Source organism: Pseudomonas sp. C321, assembly GCF_055407105.1.
The window spans coordinates 169,088-183,726 of sequence record NZ_JBUZRB010000001.1; the positions used below are offsets into that span (position 1 = coordinate 169,088).

Annotated in this window: 14 protein-coding genes and 1 tRNA gene; 12 read left to right on the forward strand and 3 right to left on the reverse strand. The window is 58.6% G+C overall.

What is annotated here, in order from left to right; translation table 11 throughout:
- Positions 1-33 precede the first annotated feature (33 nt).
- From ACZRJ6_RS00710 to ACZRJ6_RS00760, 11 genes are read left to right on the forward strand one after another with little or no spacing between them, the layout of a single operon-like run.
- Complete coding sequence (locus ACZRJ6_RS00710) at positions 34-1,506, forward strand: exopolysaccharide biosynthesis polyprenyl glycosylphosphotransferase (RefSeq protein WP_463969879.1); 1,473 nt, start codon at positions 34-36, stop codon at positions 1,504-1,506.
- On the forward strand, positions 1,496-2,452 hold the full coding sequence (locus tag ACZRJ6_RS00715) for a glycosyltransferase family 2 protein (RefSeq protein ID WP_463969878.1): 957 nt from the start codon (positions 1,496-1,498) through the stop codon (positions 2,450-2,452). The genes ACZRJ6_RS00710 and ACZRJ6_RS00715 overlap by 11 nt, the downstream gene beginning before the upstream one ends.
- A complete protein-coding gene (locus ACZRJ6_RS00720) occupies positions 2,449-3,288 on the forward strand; it encodes an NAD-dependent epimerase/dehydratase family protein (protein WP_463969877.1) in 840 nt (279 codons plus the stop codon). The genes ACZRJ6_RS00715 and ACZRJ6_RS00720 overlap by 4 nt, the downstream gene beginning before the upstream one ends.
- Entirely contained in the window at positions 3,285-4,244 is a 960-nt protein-coding gene (locus tag ACZRJ6_RS00725) for a glycosyltransferase family 2 protein (RefSeq protein ID WP_463969876.1), read from the forward strand. The genes ACZRJ6_RS00720 and ACZRJ6_RS00725 overlap by 4 nt, the downstream gene beginning before the upstream one ends.
- The gene (locus ACZRJ6_RS00730; protein WP_463969875.1) at positions 4,234-5,709 is read left to right on the forward strand and encodes an O-antigen ligase family protein; all 1,476 of its coding nucleotides are present in this window, start codon (positions 4,234-4,236) and stop codon (positions 5,707-5,709) included. Before ACZRJ6_RS00725 ends, ACZRJ6_RS00730 begins: the two co-directional genes overlap by 11 nt.
- Positions 5,706-6,947: a glycosyltransferase family 4 protein gene (locus ACZRJ6_RS00735; RefSeq protein WP_463969874.1), complete on the forward strand. Its 1,242-nt coding sequence runs from the start codon at positions 5,706-5,708 to the stop codon at positions 6,945-6,947. Before ACZRJ6_RS00730 ends, ACZRJ6_RS00735 begins: the two co-directional genes overlap by 4 nt.
- A gap of 31 nt (positions 6,948-6,978) precedes the next feature.
- Positions 6,979-8,103, forward strand: a complete 1,125-nt coding sequence (locus ACZRJ6_RS00740) for an acyltransferase family protein (protein ID WP_463969873.1) — start codon at positions 6,979-6,981, stop codon at positions 8,101-8,103.
- Between the two features lie 22 nt (positions 8,104-8,125).
- Positions 8,126-8,749 (forward strand): hypothetical protein, encoded by a 624-nt coding sequence (locus ACZRJ6_RS00745; RefSeq protein WP_463969872.1) that lies wholly within the window; start codon positions 8,126-8,128, stop codon positions 8,747-8,749.
- A 48-nt stretch (positions 8,750-8,797) separates the two neighbouring features.
- Complete coding sequence (locus ACZRJ6_RS00750) at positions 8,798-9,574, forward strand: polysaccharide biosynthesis/export family protein (RefSeq protein WP_149412067.1); 777 nt, start codon at positions 8,798-8,800, stop codon at positions 9,572-9,574.
- Complete coding sequence (locus tag ACZRJ6_RS00755; RefSeq protein ID WP_463969871.1) at positions 9,561-10,715, forward strand: beta-galactosidase; 1,155 nt, start codon at positions 9,561-9,563, stop codon at positions 10,713-10,715. Before ACZRJ6_RS00750 ends, ACZRJ6_RS00755 begins: the two co-directional genes overlap by 14 nt.
- A gap of 12 nt (positions 10,716-10,727) precedes the next feature.
- Entirely contained in the window at positions 10,728-12,245 is a 1,518-nt protein-coding gene (locus tag ACZRJ6_RS00760; protein WP_463969870.1) for a GumC family protein, read from the forward strand.
- A gap of 171 nt (positions 12,246-12,416) precedes the next feature.
- Here ACZRJ6_RS00760 and ACZRJ6_RS00765 read toward each other — a convergent pair whose 3' ends face one another.
- From ACZRJ6_RS00765 to ACZRJ6_RS00775, 3 genes are all read right to left on the reverse strand, one after another.
- A complete protein-coding gene (locus ACZRJ6_RS00765; protein ID WP_463969869.1) occupies positions 12,417-12,617 on the reverse strand; it encodes a hypothetical protein in 201 nt (66 codons plus the stop codon).
- Between the two features lie 111 nt (positions 12,618-12,728).
- Complete coding sequence (locus ACZRJ6_RS00770; RefSeq protein ID WP_463969868.1) at positions 12,729-13,259, reverse strand: hypothetical protein; 531 nt, start codon at positions 13,257-13,259, stop codon at positions 12,729-12,731.
- Positions 13,260-13,466: 207 nt separating this feature from the next.
- Positions 13,467-13,556: transfer RNA gene (locus tag ACZRJ6_RS00775), tRNA-Ser, on the reverse strand.
- Positions 13,557-13,890: 334 nt separating this feature from the next.
- Between ACZRJ6_RS00775 and ACZRJ6_RS00780 the strand changes: the two genes are divergently transcribed.
- Positions 13,891-14,580, forward strand: a complete 690-nt coding sequence (locus tag ACZRJ6_RS00780; protein WP_463969867.1) for a crotonase/enoyl-CoA hydratase family protein — start codon at positions 13,891-13,893, stop codon at positions 14,578-14,580.
- Positions 14,581-14,639 lie beyond the last annotated feature (59 nt).

The window sequence follows — 14,639 nt, forward strand, 5'->3', positions numbered from 1 at the left end:
ATACCCGTAGTTTACGGGGCTGGGGAGGATGCAATGACAGTATCGGAACCGCTTCTGGGCGTAGCCCAGAAGGAGGGGGACACTTGTGCCCGAGCCCGGGGAAAACCGACGCGACGTTTCGAAGCGGCGGCCCTGGATGGTCTTGAGATCTTATTGGTGCGCCTGGCCCGGGCCTGTGGCGGGGCTCTGGCAACGTTGCTGCTGGCCAGCCAGTACTGGTTGCTCAACGGTGCTCACTGGCCTGGTGTCTGGCTGGTCGGGCTGGCTCTGGTGTGCAGCATGAGTTTGCTGCCGGTACGGGGTTACAAGGGTTTCGCCAAGCATGACGTTCGAGCACTGCGCATCGTCTATGCGGTGCTCGGCAGCGTGCTAGTGACGCTGTTTATCGTGCTGTTCATGTGGGTTGGCAACTTACCGCTGCTCCCGGCGGTGATGTACCTGGAGCTCACCCTGGCACTGGTGCTGTTGTGGCTACTCGCAGGGTGGGTCGTCGATAAACTGACGCGAGGCTGGGATCGCAAGGTGCGTCTGGTGATTGTCGGAGCCGGCGAACAGGGCGTGGCTATTTCGCGCTACATGACCGAGCACGAGTCGGGGATCGAGATTATCGGGTTCATCGATGATCGCCAGTCCCGGATCGATTGCAGCAACCTGCCGTTTCCAATGCTGGCCGGAGGCACCGCGCAACTTGAGCAATTGCCGGCGGACGTGGATGGAGTCGTCATCGCTCTACCCAATCAGGCCGGTGACCGGGTCAGCTCGCTGGCCACACGTCTGCGCGGACAACTGGGCAATGTCTATCTGGCGCCGGACGAGCCAGTGCTGGGGCACGCGTTCGTCAATCGGCCGACACAGGGTCCGGGCAATATGCTGTTGCTGGGGATGAATCCGCTGCCGATCGAAGCACGGCTGATCAAGCGTGTTTTCGATATCACCTTCGCTTTTTGTGTGCTGACACTGTTCCTGCCATTGGGTTTGATTATCGCGGCGCTAATCCGTCTCGAGTCGCCCGGCCCGGTGTTGTTTACCCAGAAACGCTACGGCTTGCGCAATTGCATGTTCGATATCTACAAATTCCGCAGTATGCGTTTTGACGCCGACTCCGCCAGCAAGGCCATCAACCTGACACAGCGCACGGACAGTCGGGTCACACGCGTGGGCAATTTCTTGCGGCGTACCAGCCTCGATGAGTTTCCGCAGTTTATAAATGTATTGCTCGGCCATATGTCGGTCATCGGCCCTCGACCGCACCCTCCCGGGGTCATGGCCGGCGATCGGACCTATGAAACCGTTATTGTGGATTTCGTCGAGCGTTATAAGGTGCGCCCCGGCATTACCGGCTGGGCCCAGGTCAATGGCCTGCGCGGCAACACGTTTACGGAAGAGTCACTGACCGAACGTTTTGTCTACGACGTGCAGTACATCGAGAACTGGTCGCCGGAACTGGACCTGTGGATCGTGTTCAAGACCATGTTCGGCGGTTTCGGAGGTGCTAATGCATTCTGATGACCAACAGGCCCTTGTCTCACTGGTCGAGCGCACCAGTATCGTGATTCTGACCCTCAATGCCGCCGAGCACTTGCGCGCATTGTTGCCTGCGCTGGCGGCATTGGAACATGCGCCCCAACGGGTGCTGTTTGTTGACTCGGCTTCGACCGACGAAACCGTCTCGTTGGTGCTGGGTAGCGGTTACAACGTCCAGAGCATCCAGCGCCGTGAGTTCGGGCACGGCAAGACCCGCAATCTGGCGGCGCAGCTATGTGCCGATAGCGACTACCTGGTGTACCTGACGCAGGATGCCTGCCCGCAGGGCAGCGACTGGCTGGCGCAATTACTGCAGCCTTTCGCCGACCCGCAGGTAGCGTTGGTGTATGGGCGTCAGCTGCCGCGTGTCGAGGCAACCGAGGCCGAACGTTTTGCCCGTGAGTTCAATTACCCGGCCCGCGCAGAGCGCACCACGCTGGCCGATATCGCTCATACCGGGATCAAGGCGGTGTTCTGCTCCAATTCTTTTGCCGCCTACCGGCGCGAGGCGTTGGAAAAAGTCGGCGGTTTTCCCGAGCACTTACCCCTGGGCGAAGACATGGCGGTTGCCGCGCGCTTGCTCAAAGGCGGCTACGCGCGGGTATACCAACCTGCGGCACGTGCGATTCACAGTCACGACTACAGCATTGTCCAGGAGCTCAAACGTTATTTCGATATCGGCACCCTGATCGCCATGGACAGCGAACTGAGCAGGGCCCGGCTGGCGGCGTCCGGCGAAGGCATGCGTTTTGTCAAAAGCGAGATTGCTGCCGCCCTGCAGCGCAAGCAGCCGCTGGCGTTGGTGCCAATTCTATTGCGAACCGCCGGGAAGTATTTCGGCTACTCACTGGGCGAACGCTATCACCTGTTGCCGCTCGGTTGGCGGCGCCGGTTGAGCATGCACTCGTTCTTCTGGGATCAGCCATGAGCATCGTCGTCGTTGGCAGCACCAGCCTGATTTCCCGTGCCTTGCAGGAGCGCCCGGAGACCGCAGGCTGGCACTTCATCGGTCACCGCCAGGCACTGGACGAGGATGCCTGGCCGGGCAACGTGCGCGTGGTGCTCAACCTGGCCTACAACCCGGCATTGCGCAATGGCTACGACCCGGCACTGGATTTCGAGCTGGCCCTGGCCAGGCGCGTGGAGCGCTTGCCGGATGTGCATTACATCATGGCCAGCTCGCGGATGGTCTATGGCCCCGCCGGCGGCGACGGGCGCTTGCACGAGGAGCGAGTTCCCAACCCGGTGAACCCTTATGGCGTAGGCAAGGTGCTCACTGAAAATGCCTTGTCGCAGCTACTCGGGCAGCGGCTGACCATTGTGCGACTGAGCAATATCTTTGGTTACGAGCTGGACGATAGCCGGCGAAATTTTTTCGCCATGGTCTTGCGCAGTTTGTTCATAAGCCAACGGATCGTGTTCGACATGAGCCCCTTCGTCGAGCGCGACTTCCTCCCGGTGGAAGTGCTGGCGCGCTGGCTGGTGCGAGTGATTGAGGCCCCGGTGCCGGGCATCTTCAACCTGGGTGCCGGTTTTGGCACGCCGACCGGGCGTATTGCGCAATGGTTAATGGAAGGTTTCGGGGGTGGCGAGTTGTTGGTCAACGACATGCGTGAAGTCGACGCGTTCTGGCTGGACATGCAGGCGGCAGAACGCGCGTTCGGTATCTCGGGGGCCAAACCGGACTGGCTGAAAACCCATTGTCATGTCCTGGGGGCACGTCTGCGTCAGGAGCACCGACTGTTGAAGGAGCATCGCGGATGAAGTCCCTGACTGTTTCCATCGTCAATTACCGCACGGCACAGTTGGTGAACGAGTGCATTGATTCGCTCAAGGCGTTCCCTGCGACCCTGGCTCAGACCAGCATCGTAGTGGTCGATAACGCCTCGGGCGATGACAGTGTGGCGCAGATTGCCAGCCGGCACCCGGATGTCCGGCTGATCGCGTCGGCGCAGAACCTGGGGTTTGGAGGGGGTAATAACCTCGTACTCCGGGGCCTTCAGAGTCACTACGTGTTGCTGCTCAACAGCGATGCACAGGTTGAGGCCGGTACGCTCGACAGCCTGCTGCGGGTGCTCGAAGCTCAACCTGAAGTCGGTGCGGTGAGTGCCCGGGTGGTTAATGCCAGCGACGGTGCCGACCAGGACTTCCCGTGCCGCTTCCCGACACTGCCGGAAATGCTTCGGCGGTTGTACGGCGGCCCGCAGTTTCCGGCCAATGGCCAGGAAGTGCCGCTGGAACTGGAACGCCTGCACGGTGCCTGCATGATGATACGAGGCGAACTGCTGGGCAGCGTCGGCCTGTTCGATGAAGGCTTCTTCATGTACGACGAAGATGTCGACTGGTGTGTGCGGGCACGAAACCAGGGCTGGCGCTTGCTGTTGGTGCCCGCAAGTCGTGTGTTGCACCATGGTGGCAGTTCGTCCGGGCGCGCGCCCAGTGGTCATCGCCCTGGCGCCCTGAGCGAAACCGCATTGCGCATGCGCTATGAGCTGCGTCGCAGTCGCTATCGCCTGTACCGCAAACACCGTTCGACAGGAGAGGTGCTGGTTCTGAAGCTGCTGACCGATACGGTCATGTTGCTGGCCAGCGTTCGAGCCTTGCTGGTCGGTTTACTGCGACCTGGACGGCGCGACGAGGCCTTGGCGCTGCTGCGGGCCAACGTGCGTGTCATCTCGATCAATCCGTTTCGCATCGAGGTGCCATTGCATGGCGTCTGAACCCTTGGCCCCATTGGAAATACATGAGCGCGTGCAGGCCCCCGGGGTGGTTTTGGCCGTTGTCCTGGGTTTGGCGGTATCGCTGCTGACGGTGTATATGCCGCTCGCCGGCATCGGCGCCGCGCTGGCAATCGGCGCCAGCCTGCTTTTGAGCAAGCAACCCAAGTTGCTGTTGCTGGCATTCGTGATCAGCCTGGCGATTCCGATCCAGAAAACCCTCGGTGGCATTCCGCTGAATGCTGCCGATGCCATCATCGTGGTCTGGTGCGTACTCTGGCTATTCATGCTGCAACGCCAGGATGGCCCGCGACTGGGGCGTATCCAGGTGCCTTTTCTGATCTGGGCGATCCTGCCTTTCGTGGTCGCGGTGTTTCTCGCCCAGCTGGGTTCGACCAACCCAGGGTCGAGCATCAAGCAATCACTGCGCGTCGTTGAATGGTTTGTGGTGCTGCCGGTGTTGCTGATGGTGTTTCGTCCGGCCGAGCACTTCTGGCGTTTCATCGCCGTGACCCTGATTTGCGTATCGAGCTTTTTTGCCATTGATGGGCTGGTGGAGGCCGCCACTAATGGCCACACCATCACCGGCATGCTTGGTATTCCGGTGCCTGGGCCCACTGGAGATGAACCGCAGATTCGCCATACCTACGACGTGTCGGGCCGTGCCGGCAGCTCATTCGGTGGCGCTCAGGGCCTGGCCATGTACCTGGTGATGATGATGAACATTGCCATTGCCCATTTGTTTTGCTCGCGCACGACTTATCTGCGCTGGCTGTCGTTGATCGGCATCGGTATCAGTATTGCCGGATTGATCGCCGCCGATTCGCGCGGCGGTCTGCTCGGGGGGGTGGGATCGTTGCTGGCGATCGGCCTGGTGCTGCGCCCAGGCCTGTGGAAACCGCTGTTGCTGATCGCCATTGTCGCGTTGGTTGCCTTGCCGCTCGGACTGGGGCTGTGGCCCAGCTGGGATGGCACGATCACCGGCCTGATTCCCGGCCGTGCGGACGCGGTGATCGATCGCTTGATCATCTGGAGCGTGGCCCTCGATGTCTGGTTCGACAACCCACTGTTCGGGGTTGGCCTGGGTAATTTCCGCGACGAGTTCTTCACCCGCGGCGTGACGCTGAATGTCGAGCTGGGCTATCAGTCGCTGCACGCCCACAACACTTACGTGGAAATCCTCGTCGACACAGGGTTGATCGGACTGCTCAGTTATCTGTCGTTCATTGTCGTTGTGTTGCGTCAGTTGCTGCGTCGCTGGCGGCGCGGCGGGCAGGAGTCGGCGGATATATTTGCCCTCGCCGCAGTCGGCACCCTGACGGCCTACTGCATGTTCGCCATGGTCGACATGCTACTGCTGCAAAACATGCATTTCACCCTGGTGTTGCTGTTAACGCTTGGCCTGACCGATTCGTCGTCACCTGCCCTGGGCCTGACCGCGCGCAATGTCGCTGAGGTGAAAGCATGAGAGTCCTTTTACTGGTGCAAGAGTTATCCATCGGCGGGCTACCCAACTATGCCCTGGACCTGGCCCGGGCGTTGATTGCTTGCGGTGACCAGGTTGTGCTGGCGCATCAAGGCGTGTCGGTGCCGGCGCATTTGGATAGTCAGGGGGTCGAGATCATCTCGCTGGCGGGTGCCGGGTCTGCGTTTGCGGCAGTGGAGCAACTACGGGCCTGGAGCCCGGATGTGATCCATGTGCATCTGTGCAGCGATGTCGCCTTGCTCGAAGCATTGGTCTCAAGCGGGCTGGCGTTGGTGCGCTCCTTTCATGACTACACCTCCATGTGCCTGCGCCGCGGTCGGCGGCGTTTTGCGGGGGACCGTTGCGCGCGTGCGCTCGGTTGGTCGTGTGCATTGTACGGCTGCGTGATAGGCCCACCGGCGGCCGGTGGGCGTGTTCCACGGCTGATGGACCTGCCAGGCAAGCTCCACGAACGTACGCTTTATCAGGGGTTCGATGCCGCGGTTGTGGGCAGTCAGCATATGCGACGAGTCTTGCTCAGCAATGGCTTTGCTGCCGAGCGTTTGTCCGTGGTGCCGTATTTCAGCCGCTTCGATCACATCGCGCAAGACGAGCCGGCCTATGGCAAGGCCCCGGGGCTGGCAACCGGAGATCGCCCGGTGCGGTTGCTGTTTACCGGCCAAGCGGTCAAGGGCAAGGGGCTCGAGGTGCTGATTCGTGCACTCGCGCGGGTGCACGGCAATTGGCGGTTGACGGCGATCTCCAGTGGTCCGCGGTTGTTGCCGGCCAAGGTGTTGGCCGATCGCCATGGCCTGAGCGAGAGAATCGAGTTCATCGAGTGGCTGACACCGCAAAAGCTGGCTACGTACTACCAGGATGCCGATCTGTTCGTTTTACCTTCCGTGTGGGACGACCCTGGTCCCTTGGTGGGTATTGAGGCCATGTCGTTCGAGACACCGGTACTGGCGTTCCCGGTAGGGGGCATTCCCGACTACGTCCAGGACGGTGAAACCGGGCTGCTGGCAGCACAGGTCAGTGCCAGGGCGCTTGCGGCAGGACTGCAGCGAGCCCTGGACAACCCGAGCGACTTGACCCGGCTCGGGCGTGCGGCACGCGCTCATGTTGTTTGTGCGCATAGCCGCGATGGCCATATCGACACACTGCGTCGCCTTTACCTGAGTTGCAGCAAGCGTGTCGCTGCGCAATCAGAGCAATTGATCACATTGCAGGAGCTTGGTTGATGAAGACATTCTTCAAAAGACGGGTGCGTCCATGAACGCCGTACTGCGGCAGTTTGCCGGCTTTTACAGCAAAGCCATCGCACGCTGGGAGGTGCAGCGTGGCGAGTTGCTCAGCGTTCAACGCCTACGCGGCTTCGCGGTACTGATGGTACTGGTCTATCACGCAGAAGACATTGCCCGCAAGCTGCCGGCGCTGGCGGACTTTCACAGTACCTATGCCTTGCGCTTCGGCTACTCGGCACCAGATCTGTTCTTCGTCATCAGTGGTTTCATCATGACCTACGTGACGGTCAATAGCCGGTTTCAGCCAAAACGCTGGTTGCTCGGCCGGTTTTTCCGAATCGTGCCGATGTATTTTCTCTTCACCAGCCTGGTCATGCTGCTCTGGTTGTACAACCCGCAGATGACCATGGGCTCGGGCAGCCATGACTGGGCGAGTGTTATCCAATCCTTGTTGATGCTGCCCCAGGCCGACCTCCCATTACTGTTCATTGGCTGGACGCTCGAGCATGAACTAGTGTTCTACACGATAGTGTTCCTGGTGGCATGTTTCCTGAAGATGGACGCGTTGTTCTGGGTGATGCTCGCACTTTCGGTGCTCGCGCTGGGTAAATGGACACTGATTCACTACACAGGGATCGAGCTTTGGGACTATCACCTGTTCTCCCTCTACATCATTCAATTCACCCTCGGTGTCTGGGTCTTTCGCATTCGCGAACGGGCCAGCAGCTGGGGCGTCATGCTGCCTGCAGTGGTCGGGTGTGCGCTGCTGCTGATCGGCGGGATGTTCGCCGAGTCGGGGCTGATCAATCAAGAGCAACCCGTGCGGGTCCTGGCCTTCGGCGGAGCCTACGCGGCGTTCCTGCTGGCGGGATTGAACTGGGAGCTGAAGAACCGCAGCGCCGGCATCGTGCCGCAACGACGCGACGCGATGGTGCTGATTGGTGACGCGTCCTATGCGATCTACCTGACCCACCCATTCGTACTGGCCAGCTACGGCAAGTTGTTCCTGATGGTCAGCGTTTCACCGCTCGCCAGTGTCGGCCTGGCGGTGTTGGCGGGTATCTCGACGATCGTAGTGGGATATGCGGTGCACGTCTTGCTGGAAAAACCTGTGATCGAGATAGGCAAGCGATTAACCCGAGCCTTTGCCTGAGCACTGAAGGAAGGACCTATTCATGAATGCAATCAGTCGTCCAATTGTGTTGATGCCGGAGATCGTAGATGCCCGGCTGACGCTCCCCATGCAGGATTTGATGGCCCGAGTGTTACGTGATGCGCAGTCGAACACCTTGACCCAATTGATGATCGTTGGTGTCACCCGCAAGGTCGGTGCGTCCTTTATCACCCAGCAGGCGGCCAGCCAGCTGTCGATGGCGTTCGGCAGTGTGCTGGTGATTGAGGTCAGCGCCACTGCAGATGAAGCGGAAATGCTCGCAGGTGATATCGGTCGGTTGCGTGTGCCGGATCATTCGGCGGTGCAGATAAATCTGTCGACCAGCAGTTGCCTGAAACTTTTCGGTCTGGGAGGGAGCACCTCTCATGGCTCGTTGAGTGAGCGCCTGCATGAACATTTCGATCTAGTGCTGTGGGACATGCCATCGCCGACTTTCGCGCCCGTCGCGATCGTCGCCGCCAAGAGCATGAACGGCATCATCCTGGTTGCGCAGGCCAACAAAACCCGGCACCAGTCAGCCAGTTATGTCAGTCAGCGTCTTCAGGAAAGCGGTGGCAAGGTACTTGGGGTTGTGCTCAACCGTACGCTCAATTTCATTCCCAGTTGGCTTTATCGCTGGCTTTGAGCAGGCAGGCACGGCATCCGCTATTCACCAGGGGAGTAATAAAAATAAATGGCGATCATGGAATGGTTGGGGACAGGCAAAAGGGTGCTCGCATCGCTGTTGGTGCTGGGTGGGTTGTTAACCGGCTGCTCGACGATTGAAACGCAACAAATGCCAAGTGCCGACGGCTTGCCGCTATTGGGCGCTGACGGGATCGTGCCAGGGTTGCAGTACCGGATTCGTCCGGGGGACGACCTGGATATCAAGTTTTACGTTGCCAAGGACTACAACGAGCAGGTGCCGGTTCGTCCGGATGGCTATATCACCATGCAGCGGGTCGATGACATCAAGGCCGCTGGGCTGACGCCCAATGAGCTGCGCGAAGAGATCAGACGTCGCTATCTGGGCCTCGTCAACGATCCCAGCGTCTCGGTGATCGTCAAATCTTTCAAGGGCTTTCGCGCCTACATCGGTGGCGAAGTGGCGGTACCGCAGGTGGTACCCATGGACGGTGGCATCACGGTCATGCAAGCCATTTATCGTGCCGGTGGTTTCCGCCCGACCGCGCACCCACAATCGATCGTACTCATTCGCAAGATGCCGGACGGGCGCCCAGTGCCTTATCACCTGGACCTGAGTGACCAGGCGATCGCGCAGGGCAAATCCGACCTGGGCGTGGCGCTCAGTCCTTACGACGTGATCTACGTGCCGCGTTCGCCGATCGCCAATGCCAACCTGTGGGTCCAGCAATACGTCACCGACCTGGTGCTGTTCAAAGGCATACAGTTTGGTTTCTCGGTCAATCGCAACTACAACAAGGGCGATTCTTCCGATGGCTCCTTCTGATCGAAGCGGGTGGCGTCAGTGCCTGGTGCTGATAGTGCTGTTGGGCGCAATGCTGGCGCAGTTGGCCCAGGCAGCCGCACCCGTGCTGGGGATCAACGCGATGTGGGGCAGTGGTGACCCGGAGCAACTGCGCGAGCGCTTCAAGAAAGCCAAAAGCCTGGGCGTCACCCACGTGCGGATCGACTGGGAGTGGCGCCTGGCAGAGCCGCAGCGCGGCACGTATCAGTGGGACAAGCTCGACAACCTGGTACGGGTAGCTTCCGAGGAAGGCATTGAGTTATTGCCCATCGTTCACTACGCCCCGGCCTGGGCTCTGGTTGACAAGACCAAGGCTGGGGATGTTTTCGAGTTGGCGCCGAGCGAGGACGCCTACCAGGACTTCGGTCGTTTCGTCAGTGCCTGTATCGAGCGCTACGGCCCACAGGGCAATGCCCCACAAGGGTTGAAGCCCATCGGCTATTGGCAGATATGGAACGAGCCCAACGTCAAACAGTTCTGGGGGCCCAAACCCGACGCCGAAGCGTTTGTGGCGATGATGCAGGTGGTCAATAAGGAAACCGAACGGCTGCGTGAGCGGGTCAAGATTGTCCATGCCGGTATCTCGCGAGCCGACATCGAGTACCTGTGGGAGCTCTGGGATAACGACAAGGATTACGGCAGGACCTTCGACATCCTTGCCGTGCATCCCTATGTCTTCGACATGACGGAAGGTGTTCGCGAGCCGGATGCCATGGACAAGAACGAGCCGAAAACTGCGGCACTGGGCTTTATCGGCAGCACCGACGATCCGGCCTTTCTCGGCAAGGTATTCAACCTGCAGTTGTTCATGAATCTCAAGGGCGCAAAGGACAAGCCGATCTGGATCACCGAAACAGGCTACGTGGTGGCCGATCATAAACTCGGCGTCACTGAAGCCGAGCAGGCCAGGCGGATGGTCGCGACCCTGGATTACATCAACCATCACCTCACTCAAGCACCCTTCGGCGAGGGCAATCAAGCGTTGCCGGCCAATGTTCAGCGGGTGTACTGGTTCTCCCTGGAAGACTACCCGTCACCCGATGGGCTGGGCAATTTCGGACTGTTCCGTGCCGACGGCAGCGAACGTCCAGCCGCTGAAATCTTTCGTCATTTGAAACAATAAGAGGCTGTGGCCATGACCATACGGGACGTGCTCAATATTCTGTTCAAACGGCGTTATGTAGTGCTCGGGTTTTTCCTGGCAGCACTGGTCGGCGGCTTTGCCGGGCTGAAACTGTTTCCGGCGACTTATGAGTCGACCGCGCGTCTGCTGGTACGCATTGGTCAGGAAGATCTCTATGTGCCGACACTGAGCAGCACCCAGTTCCGCGCCCCTATGATGTCTGTGGTGCGTGAGGAGCAGCTTCACTCCGAAGCGGGCATCCTCACCAGCGAGAACCTCTCTGAACAGGTTGTCGATGAGGTCACGCCGCAAAAACTGTTCCCTGGCATTGATGTCGAGCATCCCTGGTATACGCCCAAGGGTGTGGTCCAGGGCCTGACCCAGATGTACAGCGCGATTGAAGGCTACTTCTTTCCACAGTCGGCCGACCGCAGCCTGCGTAGCCGGGCAGTGAGCCGGATGCAGAAGGATCTCTCGGCGGAGCCGGTGAAAAGCTCCAATATCATCGAAGTGTCCTTGCGCAACAAGTCGGCAGAGGCGGCTGCGCTTGGGGTCAACACCTTGGTCAAACGCTATCTGGTGGAGCGGGTTCGCATCTACCAGCGTGAGAAAACCAGCTTTATTTCCAGCCAGCTGGATGAACTGGAGTCGCAGATCAAGACGACCGAGCGTGGCCTAAGCAGCTTGCGCAGCGAAAGGCAGGTGGTCGATGTCGATTTGCAGCGCAACATGCAAATAGACAAACTCAAGGATGCACGCAAGAACATCGATACCACCCAAGTGATGATCGACCAGACCGAGCGCCAGAACGAGGTGCTGCGCCAGCAATTGAACAATGTACCGCGCACCACCGAACTCACTGGGGCGCAGAGCTCGAACAGTTTTGCCCTGAGCGAGTTGAGCAAGCAACTCACCGACCTCAAGCGCACGGAAGCCGAGACCATTTCCCGGCTCTCGGAAAACGATCCGAAAGTTGTCCCACTGCGTCAGGAAATTGCCGTGGTCGAGCAGCAAATCAGTTCGCAGAAGGGGCAGCGCTATGCCTCTTCCGAGCGCGGCATCAACCCCCTCAACGCTCGGCTACGCGATGACCTGATGCGCAATGAGTCCGCTCTGGCCGGTTACCGTCAGGCACTGGCGACCCTGACCCAGCAGGAGAAACTGGATATCGAGCGGCTCAACGAACTCAATGGGATCGAAGCGCAATTCAAAGAGATGGAGCAGAAGCTTGGCGTGTTGCGCGCCAGTCGCAAGTTGTACCTGGAACGGTTTGAGGAGACCCGCTTTCTCAGTCAGCAAGCCGAAGCCCAGATCGGTAACGTTTCTGTGGTCAATTGGGCCTCGGTGAACAATCGCCCGGTCAGCCCCAAGCTCTGGCTGGTACTGGTCGGTGTGCTAGTGGGTGGTCTGCTCGGTGGCATTGGCCTGGCTTTCGTTTTCGAAATCCTGGATGACAGCCTTAAGTCCGAGTCCGATGTGCAGCGATATCTCGGCTTGACGGTGATCGCCAAGGTGCCGCAACTGGGTTGACACGGTTGTGCACGAACGCCCCGTTGTTCCTCGAGTCACGGGGAGTTTTGCCCGCTTGGTGTTGATGACGCCGAGAACCGTTAACGGCTTCGCTCACAAAAAATGCCCCCACTCCTAGTTTAGATGTGGGGGCATTTTTTACATAAGTGGCGTTATTCGTAACGCGCGGGCTTACTTCTGCAGCCGCTTCGGCAGCAGCACCCCGCCAGAGTTGGTCGACTCGGCCGCCTTGCCCAAATGGTACTCGGCGTATTGGTCGTTACCGTCACGGCGGTCGAACAACCCCAGCAACTGCCAGCCCTCATGCAACAGCTCTTGGGCTTGCGCTTGCGTGGTCACCATCTTCAAAACCTTAGTGTCTTCAATCGCCATCGGTGCCGCTCCTTGTTGAGTGAGCGCCCAGTGTAGGCCCGGAGCCCAGTAGCGACTTCATATTGATATGAAGGCGGGCGCGCCGGGGCGCCTTTCTGTTCGTTACGCGCTTTATTGAAAGGCTTGTAATAGCTGATAGCAAAAAAAGCCTACCAACAGAAAACCGGCAGTTAACCCGGTGAGCACCGAGGGAATTAAAAAAACCCACCACACTCGCTGTGAACGGATCTGAAACTTCTTCGTTGATGCGAGGAACATTTGGAGAAGATTAGGCCCTCTCATGCTTTCAATCATCGCGTTTGTTCTGGCCATATGAATACTGCCCCAGATCATCTTGACGATTTCCCATGAGATAAAAAGCACGAGCGAAAGCAAACCGAGGAGGCCACAAAGCGCGTACAACTTTGGTGGCAGCTTCGGTGCCAACGTGGTCCAAAATCCAAAAAATCCCGCGTAACCCGCAACAAGAATGAGGTTCGTATAATTGGTAGCACCAGCCATCTGCTTCTCATTCAGTTGCATCAACAAATCAGCATCTTTATCTCTTTCGAGGTGAAGCTGAAATTGTTTCAACTCCTGAATCTCCTTCGCGTGCGCATTCACGACCTCGCTTGCCTGCTCGTTCCATTGCTGCTGATTCATTCTGCGCCGCTCCGTTGGAAAGTTGGTACAGCAAGATCTACTGGCGGCCTATTGCAGCCAATGCAAAGCGCAAATATGCACCGCCCCAGCCTGGTGTTAAACCACCCTCCGGTCCCATATTGGTCCCATATGGCCTTTTTTCAGACGCCAAAAACCACAAACCCCCGACTTTCTCTAGGAAAGTCAGGGGTTTGTGTTTACTTAATGTGGCGGTGAAGGAGAGATTCGAACTCTCGATACAATTTCTTGTATACACACTTTCCAGGCGTGCTCCTTAAGCCACTCGGACACTTCACCGTATCTCGTCAAACTCATTCAGTCTGTCGAGGCGCGCTAATGTAGTCGAAAGCTTTTCTGATGGCAAAGGTTTTTTTCAGAATTTTCATGCGCTTAGACGGTTATACCGTTCCAGGCGTATTAGGCGCCGTACTCACCAAGGCGATTGTGCCATTCTCAGGCACAGGCAACGCCTGCCTAGAGTCGCTGCTGCGCCCTGCCGAAGGCTGCTCGCGGGCGGGCATGGGGGAAAAGCCTGACTGGCCAGTCAGTCACAGCGCTTTACCAGGGCGAGCGCGGTGAGTAACGTCTGCTGCCTGCACTTCTATTACATGTATTACAAAGGAATCGCGTCATGAGTGAGTTGATTGCCTACCACCTCGAAGACGGTATCGCGACCCTGACCTTGAGCAACGGCAAGGTCAATGCCATTTCACCTGCAGTGGTCAGTGCCTTTAATGAAGCGCTGGATCAGGCCGAGAAAGATCGGGCAGTGGTGATCATCACGGGTCAGCCGGGGATTCTGTCGGGTGGTTACGATTTAAAAGTGATGACCGCCGGCCCCAAGGAGGCGGTCAGCCTGGTGACGTCGGGCTCGACCCTGGCTCGTCGCCTGTTGTCGCACCCTTTCCCGGTGATTGTCGCTTGCCCTGGGCACGCGGTGGCCAAGGGCGCGTTTCTGTTGTTGTCGGCGGATTATCGGATTGGTGTGGAAGGACCATTCAGCATTGGCCTGAATGAAGTGATGATCGGCATGACCATGCACCATGCCGGGATCGAGTTGGCGCGCGATCGTCTGCGCAAGTCGGCGTTTCATCGCTCGGTGATCAATGCCGAGATGTTCAACCCGCAAGACGCTTTGAGTGCCGGCTTCCTCGACAAGGTGGTGGCGCCCGAAGAACTGCAGGCGGCGGCGTTGGAAGCGGCGCGTCAGTTGAAGAAAATCAATATGAACGCCCATAAGCACACCAAGCTGAAAGTGCGCAAGGCGCTGCTGGAAGCGCTGGATAGCGCGATCATTCAAGATCAGGAGCACTTGGGTTAAGTCGACAACCCATGCATTACTAGAAGCCCGACCTTGAGTCGGGCTTTTTCTTACACTCG

Excerpts from the sequence above, each read along its gene's own strand:
- ACZRJ6_RS00710 (WP_463969879.1), top strand. The coding sequence starts at position 34 with ATGACAGTATCGGAACCGCTTCTGGGCGTAGCCCAGAAGGAGGGGGAC.
- ACZRJ6_RS00715 (WP_463969878.1), top strand. The coding sequence starts at position 1,496 with ATGCATTCTGATGACCAACAGGCCCTTGTCTCACTGGTCGAGCGCACC.
- ACZRJ6_RS00720 (WP_463969877.1), top strand. The coding sequence starts at position 2,449 with ATGAGCATCGTCGTCGTTGGCAGCACCAGCCTGATTTCCCGTGCCTTG.
- ACZRJ6_RS00725 (WP_463969876.1), top strand. The coding sequence starts at position 3,285 with ATGAAGTCCCTGACTGTTTCCATCGTCAATTACCGCACGGCACAGTTG.
- ACZRJ6_RS00730 (WP_463969875.1), top strand. The coding sequence starts at position 4,234 with ATGGCGTCTGAACCCTTGGCCCCATTGGAAATACATGAGCGCGTGCAG.
- ACZRJ6_RS00735 (WP_463969874.1), top strand. The coding sequence starts at position 5,706 with ATGAGAGTCCTTTTACTGGTGCAAGAGTTATCCATCGGCGGGCTACCC.
- ACZRJ6_RS00740 (WP_463969873.1), top strand. The coding sequence starts at position 6,979 with ATGAACGCCGTACTGCGGCAGTTTGCCGGCTTTTACAGCAAAGCCATC.
- ACZRJ6_RS00745 (WP_463969872.1), top strand. The coding sequence starts at position 8,126 with ATGAATGCAATCAGTCGTCCAATTGTGTTGATGCCGGAGATCGTAGAT.
- ACZRJ6_RS00750 (WP_149412067.1), top strand. The coding sequence starts at position 8,798 with ATGGCGATCATGGAATGGTTGGGGACAGGCAAAAGGGTGCTCGCATCG.
- ACZRJ6_RS00755 (WP_463969871.1), top strand. The coding sequence starts at position 9,561 with ATGGCTCCTTCTGATCGAAGCGGGTGGCGTCAGTGCCTGGTGCTGATA.
- ACZRJ6_RS00760 (WP_463969870.1), top strand. The coding sequence starts at position 10,728 with ATGACCATACGGGACGTGCTCAATATTCTGTTCAAACGGCGTTATGTA.
- ACZRJ6_RS00765 (WP_463969869.1), bottom strand. The coding sequence starts at position 12,617 with ATGGCGATTGAAGACACTAAGGTTTTGAAGATGGTGACCACGCAAGCG.
- ACZRJ6_RS00770 (WP_463969868.1), bottom strand. The coding sequence starts at position 13,259 with ATGAATCAGCAGCAATGGAACGAGCAGGCAAGCGAGGTCGTGAATGCG.
- ACZRJ6_RS00780 (WP_463969867.1), top strand. The coding sequence starts at position 13,891 with ATGAGTGAGTTGATTGCCTACCACCTCGAAGACGGTATCGCGACCCTG.